General features: G+C 46.0%; 12 protein-coding genes and 1 tRNA gene. 1 reads left to right on the forward strand and 12 read right to left on the reverse strand.

What is annotated here, in order from left to right:
- Positions 1-2: 2 nt before the first annotated feature.
- The 11 genes from rbfA to rlmE all read right to left on the reverse strand — a co-directional run bounded on the left by rbfA (position 3) and on the right by rlmE (position 11,564).
- Positions 3-419 (reverse strand): 30S ribosome-binding factor RbfA, encoded by a 417-nt coding sequence (rbfA, locus tag A3738_RS10220; protein WP_068474514.1) that lies wholly within the window; start codon positions 417-419, stop codon positions 3-5.
- 27 nt (positions 420-446) lie between these two features.
- A complete protein-coding gene (gene infB, locus A3738_RS10225; RefSeq protein ID WP_068478018.1) occupies positions 447-2,999 on the reverse strand; it encodes a translation initiation factor IF-2 in 2,553 nt (850 codons plus the stop codon).
- Positions 3,000-3,027: 28 nt separating this feature from the next.
- On the reverse strand, positions 3,028-4,527 hold the full coding sequence (gene nusA, locus A3738_RS10230; RefSeq protein ID WP_068478016.1) for a transcription termination factor NusA: 1,500 nt from the start codon (positions 4,525-4,527) through the stop codon (positions 3,028-3,030).
- A gap of 26 nt (positions 4,528-4,553) precedes the next feature.
- Complete coding sequence (gene rimP / locus A3738_RS10235) at positions 4,554-5,060, reverse strand: ribosome maturation factor RimP (protein WP_068478046.1); 507 nt, start codon at positions 5,058-5,060, stop codon at positions 4,554-4,556.
- A 251-nt stretch (positions 5,061-5,311) separates the two neighbouring features.
- Positions 5,312-5,397 (reverse strand) — tRNA-Leu (locus tag A3738_RS10240).
- Between the two features lie 40 nt (positions 5,398-5,437).
- A complete protein-coding gene (gene secG / locus A3738_RS10245; protein WP_068476836.1) occupies positions 5,438-5,797 on the reverse strand; it encodes a preprotein translocase subunit SecG in 360 nt (119 codons plus the stop codon).
- Between the two features lie 31 nt (positions 5,798-5,828).
- A complete protein-coding gene (tpiA, locus tag A3738_RS10250) occupies positions 5,829-6,581 on the reverse strand; it encodes a triose-phosphate isomerase (protein ID WP_068478015.1) in 753 nt (250 codons plus the stop codon).
- Positions 6,582-6,662: 81 nt separating this feature from the next.
- Entirely contained in the window at positions 6,663-8,006 is a 1,344-nt protein-coding gene (gene glmM / locus A3738_RS10255; RefSeq protein WP_068478013.1) for a phosphoglucosamine mutase, read from the reverse strand.
- Positions 8,007-8,033: 27 nt separating this feature from the next.
- Positions 8,034-8,837, reverse strand: a complete 804-nt coding sequence (gene folP / locus A3738_RS10260) for a dihydropteroate synthase (protein ID WP_068478011.1) — start codon at positions 8,835-8,837, stop codon at positions 8,034-8,036.
- A 56-nt stretch (positions 8,838-8,893) separates the two neighbouring features.
- Positions 8,894-10,825, reverse strand: coding sequence for an ATP-dependent zinc metalloprotease FtsH (gene ftsH, locus A3738_RS10265; RefSeq protein ID WP_068478006.1), 1,932 nt, complete (start codon positions 10,823-10,825; stop codon positions 8,894-8,896).
- A gap of 121 nt (positions 10,826-10,946) precedes the next feature.
- On the reverse strand, positions 10,947-11,564 hold the full coding sequence (gene rlmE, locus A3738_RS10270; RefSeq protein ID WP_068478005.1) for a 23S rRNA (uridine(2552)-2'-O)-methyltransferase RlmE: 618 nt from the start codon (positions 11,562-11,564) through the stop codon (positions 10,947-10,949).
- Positions 11,565-11,663: 99 nt separating this feature from the next.
- Here rlmE and yhbY point away from each other — a divergent pair, with 99 nt between their 5' ends.
- A complete protein-coding gene (gene yhbY, locus A3738_RS10275; protein WP_068478004.1) occupies positions 11,664-11,972 on the forward strand; it encodes a ribosome assembly RNA-binding protein YhbY in 309 nt (102 codons plus the stop codon).
- An 81-nt stretch (positions 11,973-12,053) separates the two neighbouring features.
- On the opposite strand, the gene greA is transcribed toward yhbY, so the two are convergent.
- Positions 12,054-12,530 (reverse strand): transcription elongation factor GreA, encoded by a 477-nt coding sequence (gene greA, locus A3738_RS10280; RefSeq protein ID WP_068477249.1) that lies wholly within the window; start codon positions 12,528-12,530, stop codon positions 12,054-12,056.
- Between the last annotated feature and the right edge of the window lie 19 nt (positions 12,531-12,549).

Consider the following 12,549-nt stretch of genomic DNA (forward strand, 5'->3'; position numbering starts at 1 on the left):
GCCTAAGAAGGGTCTTGATCAGTTTGTTCGTTCGCCGCGTCATCAGCACCGTCTTTCTTACGCGCTTGCGTAATTAGGGCGTCAAGCTTACGGCCACGCCCAACAGAGCTATCGAAGTGAAAACGCAACTGCGGAATCGTACGCAGCTTTATCATCTTACTTAACTGACTTCTAAAAAAGCCCGACGCAGAATTTAAGACCTTAAGTGTTTGCTTCACTTCGTCTGAATTCGCATCATTCTCTTCAAGGGTCAACAAAGTAACGTAAACGTTGGCGAAACCTAAGTCTCGCGCAACCTCAACGTCATTTATCGTTACCATACCGACACGAGGGTCTTTCATTTCGGTACGAATCAATGTCGCCAAATCCTTTTGAATTTGATCGGCAATTCGATCAGTACGGTTAAACTCTCGTGCCATGTATTACAACTCCTCTAATGACAAAACTTATGACAAAGTACGCGCAATAGAGACCTTATCGAAGACCTCAATCTTGTCGCCCACTTTCACGTCATAGTTCTTAACACCGATACCACATTCAGTACCCGAACGAACTTCGTTTACATCATCTTTAAAGCGACGAAGCGATTCTAGCTCGCCTTCAAAGATAACGATGTCATCACGTAGTACACGAATTTTCTTATTGCGGAAGATTGTTCCTTCAAGAACCATACAACCAGCAACCTGACCGAATTTCGGAGACTTAAAGGTGTCACGCACTTCAGCAATACCAACAATGTCTTCACGGAATTCTGGCGCCAACATACCAGAAAGCGCTTGTTTCACATGATCGATAATCTCGTAAATAACGCTGTAATAACGAAGATCTAAGGATTCTTCTTCGATAATCTTTTTCGCTTGCGCATCAGCACGAACGTTAAAGCCGAAAATAACCGCATTGGTTGCTAGCGCAAGACTTGCATCTGTACCTGTAATACCACCAACACCACTACTCACAATCTTCACCTGAACTTCTTCGTTACCGATTTCATTCAAGGCAGCACTTAATGCTTCTAGAGAACCTCGCACATCAGTTTTGAGGACGATATTCAGCGTCTTAACTTCGTCTGCGCCCATGTTCGCGAACATGTTCTCAAGCTTCGCTGCTTGCTGACGCTGTAAACGGTCTTTACGCTGCTTCTCAGCACGGAACTCTGCAACTTCACGGGCTTTACGCTCATCAGCAACAACAACGAATTCATCACCAGCATCAGGGGTGCCGTTTAAGCCTAAGATCTCAACCGGAATAGATGGACCAGCTTCGTTTGCTTGCTTACCAGCTTCATCCATCATTGCGCGTACACGACCGTAGTAATTACCTGCAATCACAATATCGCCACGACGCAAAGTACCATTCTGAACCAGTACTGTCGCAACAGCACCACGACCTTTGTCGAGGCTTGATTCAACAACCGTACCTTTCGCAGGCGCTGATGGAACAGCTTTAAGCTCCAACATTTCTGCTTGTAGAAGAACCGCATCAAGCAATGCATCAATACCAGTACCAGTGTGCGCCGATACAGGAATGAACTGCACATCACCACCCCAGTCTTCTGGGATAACATCTTTTGCAGCGAGCTCGTTTTTAACGCGATCTGGATCTGCTTCTTCTTTATCCATTTTGTTGACTGCAACAACAATCGGCACGCCCGCTGAGCGAGCGTGCTGAACCGCTTCTTCAGTTTGAGGCATTACACCATCGTCTGCCGCAACAACAAGAATAACAATATCTGTACTTTGAGCACCGCGAGCGCGCATTGCGGTAAACGCAGCGTGTCCAGGCGTATCAAGGAATGAAATCATGCCGTGACCAGTCTCAACGTGGTATGCACCAATGTGCTGGGTAATACCACCAGACTCGCCTGCAGCAACTTTCGCACGACGAATATAATCAAGTAATGAGGTTTTACCGTGGTCAACGTGGCCCATTACACTAACAACTGGTGCACGAGGCATTTCTTCGCCATCGTAACTAATGCTATCTAGTACATCAGTTTCGACTGCATCTTCAGAAAACAACTTAACCTTGTGGCCCATTTCCTCAACAACCAAGGTTGCTGTTTCTTGGTCAATTGACTGGTTTTGCGTTGCCATCACACCAAGGCCCATTAGAGTCTTGATGACTTGAACTGCTTTGACTGACATTTTGTCAGCAAGCTCACTCACAACGATATTTTCACCAACTGACACTTCTTTTACGACAGGTGCACTTGGTTGTTGGAAGCCGTGAGATTTCTTTTTCTTTTTCGCTTTAAGTTTGCGAGGTTGAATCTCTTCTTCCAAAGCATCTTCAGACAATATTTCGCGAGATGCATTTACTGCGTGAATATCGACCTCTTCTTCACGCTGACGCGGTGCACGATGTCCAGCAGATTTGTTGTGCTTCTTAGGCTTATCATCATCAGAACCGCCTGCCGAATCATGCCCTTTCTTCTTAGGAGCACGTTTCTTGGAATTGTCGTCAGCATCACCTTTAGGAGCAGGAGCTGGCTTAGCAGAAGCTTTCGCAGACGCCTTTTCTGCTTCAGCTTTCGCAGCCACTTCATCAGCCGCTTTTTTCGCTTCGGCTTCAGCCGCAGCTTTTTCTTCTTCAACCTTTTGCGCTTCTACAGCTGCTTTGCGCGCAGCATCTTCAGCTTCTTGCTTGGCACGCAATGCGTCTTGCTCTTCTTTTTGCTTCTCAAGCTCAACATTTACATCTGGGCGCTTCACATAAGTGCGCTTTTTTCGCACTTCAACATTAACTGTTTTCGTTTTACCCTGCCCACCAGACATCTTTAATGTGGTTTGCGTTTTACGCTTAAGAGTGATTCGCTTCGGTTCTGATTCGTCATCACCGTGACTCTTCTTAAGATGTGCAAGTAGCTGCTTCTTCTCATCTGCTGAAACGACACCACCTGCATCACGCGCATCGAGCCCTGCGTCAACAATTTGTTGCAAAAGACGATCGATCGGCGCACCGATGTCTTCCGCTAACTGTTTAACTGTTACTTCTGACATTACAATAATTCTCCCGACTCGCTGTCTATTAGTCTTGGTTCTCTTCGAACCATGGCGCACGAGCGGTCATAATCAATTCACCAGCGCGCTCTTCAGTCATATCTTCAATTTCCATCAATTCATCGACGGATTGCTCAGCAAGGTCTTCCATGGTGATCACTCCACGGCTCGCTAAGGTCAATGCAAGGTGCTTATCCATACCTTCCATCGTTAACAAATCTTCTGCAGGCTCGCTACCTTCCAGCTTCTCTTCCGTTGCTAGAGCCTTGTTAAGCAATGCATCTTTTGCACGACGACGAAGCTCTTCAACAATGTCTTCGTCAAATGCTTCGATAGACAGCATCTCTTCTAAAGGAACATATGCGACTTCTTCCAAAGTCGTAAAGCCTTCACTTACAAGCTCAGACGCAAGATCTTCATCAACGTCTAGGGCCTCGATGAATAAATCGACGTACTTGCCGACTTCTTCTTCTTGCTGCTTGCCAGCTTCTTCTTCAGTCATCACATTCAGCTCCCAACCAGTAAGTTGAGACGCTAAACGGACGTTTTGGCCTGCACGACCAATCGCCATCGCTAAGTTATCTTCTGCAACAGCAACATCCATCGAATGCGTGTCTTCATCGACAACAATAGAAGCGACTTCAGCTGGAGCCATTGCATTCACGACTAACTGCGCCGGGTTATCGTCCCAAAGCACAATATCAATACGCTCATTACCTAGCTCACCCGATACAGCTTGTACACGCGCTCCGCGCATACCTACACAAGCACCAACTGGGTCGATACGCTTGTCATTTGTTTTAACTGCAATCTTTGCGCGAGAACCAGGGTCGCGCGCCGCACCACGAATTTCAATCACTTCTTCTGAGATTTCTGGCACTTCAATACGGAATAGCTCGATCAGCATTTCTGGCGCTGAACGACTTAAAATCAATTGCGGTCCACGTAGATCTTGACGAATTTCTAGAAGCAAAGAACGAACACGATCACCCATGCGGAATACTTCACGACCCACTAGATTTTCACGTGGAAGTAAGGCTTCAGCATTATTTCCGAGATCAACAATCACGTTATCACGCGTTACTTTCTTAACAGTACCTGAGACCAATTCTCCAACGCGGTCACGATAGCCATCAACGATTTTTTCGCGTTCAGCTTCACGTACTTTTTGAACAATAATTTGCTTAGCAGCTTGTGCACCGATACGACCAAAAGCAATCGACTCAACCTGCTCTGTGTGAATATCACCTGGTTGAAGCGCTGTATCAATTTCTTCAGCTTCTTCCATAGTCAGCTCAGTACCTAAAGCAGGCACTGCATCGTTGCTCACAACTAACCAGCGACGAAAAGTATCGTATTCACCCGTTTTGCGATCGATATTTACTAAAATATCGGCTTCTTCCTCGTCTTCATAACGCTTTTTAGTTGCTGTCGCCAATGCCAACTCAATAGCTTCGAAAATGACTTCTTTGTCAACGCCCTTTTCGTTTGAGACCGCCTCAACAACCAGCAGAATTTCTTTGTTCATCGCGTCGTTTGCTCCAATAATCCTAATCAATCAAATTGCGGTACGATATTCGCTTTCTCAATGCCTTCAACTGGGAACAAGTATTCTTCTTGATCCACCTGAATCACCACATCATTCCCTTCAACGCCTTTAATCAAGCCGTTGAACTTTCGTCGACCTTCAAATGGCATTCTTAACTTCAATGCAACTTGATGGCCTTTAAACCTTTCATAATGCGCAAGTTCATATAATGCGCGATCCATTCCCGGAGAAGACACCTCAAGGGTGTAATCACCTGCAATAGGGTCTTCAACGTCAAGCACGGCACTCAATTGGCGACTTACTTTTTCGCAATCCCCTAGCTCAATACCGCTCTCACGTTCTTTACCATCTTCGCCCACTTCCGAGCTCTCTGGCGTTTCAAGACTTTCTATATAAATTCGCAACATTGAGTGCTTACCTTGAGACAAGAAATCAATGCCCCAACACTCATAACCTAGCCCTTCTACGACCGGCTTAATAATGTCATTTAGTAGCTGTTTTTTAGCTGCCACTACGCCTCCAATGGGTTCGTTTTCATTGTTGCAGAAACAAAAAATGGGCATAAAGCCCATCAGTACAAAAAAGCCCCTACAATGAGGGGCTCTTTACAAAACTGCTGTAAGGAGAGCCTCAACTGGCGTATAGCCCAAACTCAGAAATTCTGAGCCGCTCCAAATACTGGCGGCATTATAGGCAGCTATACAGCAAGGGTCAACATAAAACAAAAAGCCCGTACTCGTACAAGTGCGGGCTTTTTTATTATTGGTGCCGATGGACGGATTTGAACCGTCACGAGCATAGCTCACCACCCCCTCAAGATGGCGTGTCTACCAATTCCACCACATCGGCATACTCAATTGATTAACTCAATTAAGTGAAAACTTATTGGCTACTCCAATTCAGGAGCGGCATTGTCTTCGTTTTGCGCTTCCAACTCAAGGCTTTCTTCAGAATTTTCTTGAGTTTCTAGCGTAGAAAGCGTCGTCGCTTCTTGAACGCTCAATGCAGCTTGCTCTTTAGCAATATAAGCAAGACTAATACTGGTCGCGAAAAATACAACAGCCAACCATTTTGTAGACTTTGTCAGGAAGTTACCGCTACCTTGGCTACCGAATACTGTTTGAGAAGCACCGCCACCAAAAGAGGCTCCCGCTTCTGCTCCTTTTCCTTGCTGCAATAGCACAAGAACAACAAGCGCCAACGACACCAAGATGTGAACTACGATTACCGTTGTTTCTAAAAATTCCATATTACTCGCAACCTACTACAAACTCGATTCGTCAGGCCGACTGACAAATCTCAAAAAACTCATCAACTTTAAGTGACGCTCCACCTACTAGACCGCCATCGATATCCGGTTGAGCAAACAACTCTTTCGCTGTTTTGCTGTTTACACTTCCACCGTAAAGGATAGTAAGCGAATCCGCCCACTGCTCATCTAGTTCTCGCGCCACACTGCGCAAATGAGCGTGCATTTCTTGTGCTTGATCAGGCGTGGCAGTCAACCCCGTACCTATCGCCCAAACAGGCTCATAGGCAACTACTAAGTTTTTCAACTGATCTACCGAAAACCTCTCTAGCACTGCCTTGAGCTGATTTTCAACAATCTGCTCCGCATTACCCGCTTCTCTTTCTTCAAGCGTTTCACCAACACATAGCACCGGCGTAATACCTTGCTCAACAAGTTGCGATACTTGTGCGGCGACAACTTCATCTGTCTCGCCAAATAAAGTACGCCTCTCCGAATGCCCGATCAATGAAGCCTGACAAGACAAATCACTTAACATGGAAGCAGAAACTTCACCGGTATAAGCGCCTTTATCAAACTGCGCAACATTTTGCGCGGCTACCTGAATATTCGATTCGCTAAACGCATTTGCTAGCAATGCGAGGTAAGGTGCAGAGGGAGCAATCATGACATCGCACGTCACTTCCGCAGCATCAAACTTAGCTTTTAAGTCTTGAGCAAACTCCGCAGCAAACTCGGTGTTACCGTTCATTTTCCAATTACCAGCAACTAGTTTACGACGCATAGCATTACCTCAAGTCAAGCGGGCGCAAATACTAACCGAGTTGCTCCGTAACTACAAGCCGATTAAAACCCATACTTTTACTTAAGCGAGATTTTCAGTGACGACTGAAACAAGCTGATCCACCACATCATTAACTAACGCCGAATCTTCGCCTTCAGCCATCACACGAATCAGGGGTTCAGTACCCGAAGCTCGGAGCAATACACGTCCTCTTCCCTCAAATCGCGCCTCTTGCTGAGTAACCGCAGTGGCTACAATTTCGTTATCTAAAGGGTTACAGCGCTCAGCGACTTTTACATTCTTGAGCACCTGAGGAAGCTTTGTCATCTCTCCAGCTAAATCTGACAAACTCATCTTCCTGCGCCACATGGCGTGAAGTACTTGCAGAGCTGAGACAATACCATCGCCAGTAGTCGACTTATCGAAACAAATTAAATGCCCGGACCCTTCACCACCCAGAAGCCAACCTTTCTCTTTAAGCTGCTCCATGACATATCGATCACCCACTTTTGCACGAGTGAAAGGTATACCTGCCTCGTTAAATGCGACTTCGACACCAAAGTTCGTCATTTGAGTACCGACAACACCACCATCCATCGCGCCTTGATCAATACGATCTTTTGATATGATAAAAATGAGCTCGTCGCCATCAACAATCTGACCTTCGCCAGTCACCATCACAACACGATCGCCATCGCCATCAAAAGCAATACCTAAATCTGCGTTCAGCTCTTTTACTTTTGCCACCAACGCTTCTGGGCTAGTAGAGCCAAATCCACGATTTATATTTAATCCGTCCGGTTCAACACCAATAGCGGTCACATTCGCGCCTAGCTCTCTGAACACATAGGGAGCCACTTGATAAGTTGAGCCGTGCGCACAATCTAAGACGATATCCATACCTTCAAGGTCCATCTTGTTCGGTATTGTGCTTTTGCAATATTCAACATAACGACCAACAGCATCATCAATCCGTTTTGCTTTCCCCAACTCCGCTGGCGGAACAACTTCTAGGTCTTTGTCGAGCCATGATTCAATCTCCAGCTCTATATCATCATCAAGCTTCATGCCCTCAGAAGAGAAAAACTTAATGCCATTGTCTTGATATGGATTGTGCGACGCACTGATAACAATTCCGGCATTCGCGCGATATGTGCGCGTCAAATAAGCAACTGCTGGAGTAGGCATTGGACCAATCAAACGTACACCCACACCGGCCGCGGACAAGCCAGCCTCTAGCGCCGCTTCAAATAAATAACCTGAAATGCGCGTATCTTTTCCAATAATGACCTTATTCTTGGTACCTTGTTTTTTAAACACCTGACCACAAGCCCAGCCAAGCTTGAGCATAAACTCGGGTGTAATTGCTCCCTCACCTAATCGACCACGAATTCCATCCGTCCCAAAATACTTCCTGTCTGCCATTATTCTCTCTCTTAATTCTTGTAGGTATTACTTAGCTAACTTCATTGCCTGCCATATTTTAAGCGCATCTGCCGTTTCAGCAACATCGTGAACCCGCAAAATCGAAGCGCCACGTTCTAATGATAGCAAGGCTGCTGCAACACTACCGATTAAACGCTGATCCACATCCTTATCGAGCACTGTACCAATCATACTTTTGCGCGAGATCCCTACCAACAAAGGCGAGCCCAAATGCTGCAATTGGTCTAAATGTTTTAACAAACTCAAGTTATGCGCGAGCGTTTTACCGAAGCCAAAACCGGGATCTAGAACAATTTTCTCTTTTTGTACTCCTGACCCAATCAATGCTTCCACACGGCCTTGCAGAAACTGCGACACATCATCCACAACACTCCCGTACTCAGGTGAATCTTGCATAGATATGGGCTTGCCCTGCATATGCATTGCGCAAACATATACATCTGATTCACCAACAACCTCAAGCGCCCCCTCTCTCTGAAATGCGCGCACATCATTGATCATCCAAACACCTAAAGCCGCACCCTCCCTCATCAGCTCAGGCGAACTGGTATCTAAGGAGATCGCGACATCCGTTTCTGCTCGAAGCTTTTCAACAACCGGCAAGACACGATCCATTTCCTCTTGCAGCGACACTTCAACCGCACCAGGGCGTGTTGACTCACCACCGATATCTATAATCGAGGCACCTTGCTCAACCATACGAAGAGCTTGCGAAATCGCGAGATCGAGGTTAGAAAACTTTCCACCATCAGAGAAAGAGTCCGGAGTCACATTGAGTATCCCCATAATTTTGGGGGTAGAAAAATCCATAACGCACCCATAAAAAAAGCGCGGACCAAGCCGCGCCTTATTATTACAATTTTAACTTAGTGACCTTCTGCAGGTCCACCAACGCTATCAGACGGCGCATCACGCTCCTGCGTTACGTCTTCCGCTTCAGAAGCTGCACTACCACCGGCATCATTAGAACCATTATCACCCCAACCTTTCGGCGGACGAGGTGTTTTGTCATTCATAATGTCATCGATTTGAGGAGTATCGATCGTCTCATACTTCATCAAAGCATCAGCCATTGCATCTAGCTTGGAGCGATTTTCTTCTAAGACTCGCTGCGCCGTCGAATAACACTGGTCAACGATTGAACGGACTTCCTCATCGATACTGGCCTGCGTCGAACCTGAAACATGAGAAGTAGACCCGCCTGCAGATTTGCCGAGGAACACCTCTTCTTGCGCTTCGTCGTACTTCAAGGGACCAAGCTTCGCTGACAAGCCCCACTTCGTTACCATGTTACGCGCAATATCTGTTGCACGCTCAATATCGTTTGACGCACCTGTCGTAACACCTTCTGGACCAAGCGTCATTTCCTCAGCAATACGACCGCCGTACAAAGAGCAAATGTTGCTGATCAAGTGCTGACGACTCATGCTATAACGGTCTTCTTCTGGCAAGAACATCGTCACACCAAGCGCTCGCCCGCGAGGAATAATACTCACCTTGTAGACTGGATCATGCTCCGGCATGAGGCGACCTACAATCGCGTGTCCCGCTTCATGATAAGCAGTATTTAGCTTTTCTTTGTCAGACATAACCATCGATTTACGCTCAGCGCCCATCATGATCTTGTCTTTAGCCAACTCAAACTCAACCATACCAACAGTACGCTTGTTCGCACGCGCCGCAAACAGAGAAGCTTCATTTACAAGGTTGGCCAAATCTGCACCAGAGAAGCCCGGAGTACCACGCGCCATAACTGCTGCATCCACGTCGTCACCTAGAGGGACTTTCTTCATGTGCACTTTAAGTATTTGTTCACGACCAAGAATGTCAGGCAAGCCAACTACAACCTGTCGGTCGAAACGACCTGGGCGTAACAGCGCTGGATCGAGAACGTCAGGACGGTTCGTCGCAGCGATAACAATGACACCTTCACTACCTTCGAAGCCATCCATTTCAACGAGCAGCTGGTTTAATGTTTGCTCACGCTCGTCGTGTCCACCGCCAAGGCCAGCGCCACGATGACGACCCACAGCATCGATCTCATCGATAAATATAATACAGGGGCTTTGCTTTTTAGCTTGCTCGAACATGTCTCGCACGCGGGATGCACCCACCCCCACAAACATTTCGACAAAGTCTGAACCTGAGATAGAGAAGAACGGAACCTTTGCTTCACCAGCGATCGCTTTCGCCAATAACGTTTTACCCGTACCAGGCTGACCGACCATCAAGACACCGCGCGGAATTTTACCACCTAAGCGCTGGAATTTGCTTGGGTCACGCAAAAATTCCACAAGTTCTTTCACGTCTTCTTTGGCTTCATCAACACCCGCCACATCAGCAAATGTCGTTTTAATTTGATCTTCACTCATCAGTCGCGCTTTGCTCTTACCAAACGACATCGGCCCTTTGCCACCGCCGCCACCTTGCATCTGGCGCATGAAAAACATGAAGACGAGAATAATCACGAGAATTGGAAATGAGGCGACTAACAGCTGCGACCAGATACTTTGCTTCTCTGGTTCCTTACCGATCACCGTAACGTTATTGTTAATCAACTCATCCATTAGCTTTGGATCTTCGACCATTGGTCGAACGGTTGAATAACGACGGTTGTCTGAAGTTTCGACTTCAAAACGCAATCCATCAATTTCAACTTGGCGGACCTGCCCACTCTGAACAAGCTCAATAAACTGTGAATAGTTCATTGCTTGCGTTTTTTGCTGTGCACTGAAGTTGTTAAACACCGTCAGCAACACAGCTGCGATCACCAACCAAAGTACCAGATTCTTGACCATATCGTTCAAGAGAAACCCCTCTCAATTACAAAGTGATGTGTGTATTACGACTTAAAATATACAAGTAGATTCTTAAATTAGCTATTTAACGATCTTATATAATTTTTAAGCTTTCCAAGCTCTAGCCCTTAAAACCAATACCTATTTGGTACACCTCACGCGAACGTGCACGCGAAGCATCAGGCTTACGGGAATAGACCTTAGTAAACATTGTGCGCATTTGCTTAAGAAGTTCATCAAAACCTTCTCCTTGAAAAACCTTCGCGACAAAATTACCGCCCGGTTTCAAGGTGTGGTTAGCCATATCCAAAGCAAGCTCCACTAAATACATTGCGGATGGAATATCCACCGCTGCGTTACCACTCATATTGGGGGCCATATCTGAAATTACAAGATCTACCTTTCCATCAATTTCTGCCAATATATTTTCAAAGACCTGATCATCGGTGAAATCACCTTGAATGAAGCTCACATCAGGCAATGGGTCCATAGCCAAAATATCGCTAGCAACGACTTTACCAGAGTCTCCAATATACTCCGCGGCTACTTGAGTCCAACCACCGGGCGCTGCGCCAAGATCAATCACCGTCATACCTTTGCGAAATAATTTGTCTTTTTCATGCAATTCGATCAGTTTGTAGCTTGCACGAGATCTATATCCATCTTCTTGAGATCGTTTCACATACTGATCATCAAAATGCTCTTTTAGCCAACGACCGCTAGACTTAGAACGTGCCATAGTAATGCTCTTCTATAATGGTGATAGTTTTAAAATATTGACTTTGGTTTCTTTCGGCCAGACTGTAAACTTGCGCCGAAATATTTACAGGATTCAAACATGACAACACTTAGCGCCGCCGAGAAAAAACAACTTCGCGCCATTGCCCATAACCTAAACCCGATCATTATAGTGGGTGATAAAGGAGTCAGCGAGGGTTTACTTGAAGAGTTAGATCGCGCATTAGAACAACACGAATTGATCAAAGTAAAAGTTGCGTCAAATGATCGTGAGTTTCGCGCACAAGCTATGACTGAAATGGCGGAAAAAACAAATGCCACGCAAGTTCAAATCATCGGCAAAATCGTCGTATTGCTTCGCCGTAGCAAAAAGCCAAATCCGAAGCTATCAAACTTGATCAGAATGTAGATCAAAGCTGTAAGAATCAAAACTCGAAAACAAAAAAAGCGCTCGTTCATGAGCGCTTTTTTTGTTTGTAAGGCCTAGCGATTAAATATGCTCAACCTCGTCGATTTCATACTCGACAATACCGTCTGGCACACGAACAGAAGCAACGTCGCCTTCGTTCTTGCCAATCAAGGCACGAGCGATCGGTGAAGAAACAGAAATCTTGCCAAGCTTAATATCCGCCTCATCTTCGCCAACGATTTGATACTTCACTTCTGAGTCATCGTCGATTTTCAACAACGTTACCGTTGAGCCAAAAATTACTTTTCCTGAAGGCTCAATTGCCGCAACGTCAATCACCTGCGCATTAGAAAGCTTACCTTCAATTTCTTGAATGCGTCCTTCAATAAAGCTCTGCTGCTCACGCGCTGCATGGTACTCAGCATTTTCTTTCAAATCGCCATGCTCACGGGCATCAGCGATCGCCTCAATAACACGAGGACGTTCTACGGTTTTTAATTGAACTAATTCTTCGCGCAAGGCGGCTTCGCCTTGCACTGTCATCGGAATACGATTCATAGTTTTCCTATAATTTGCT

It is taken from the genome of Oleiphilus sp. HI0066, from assembly GCF_001635725.1.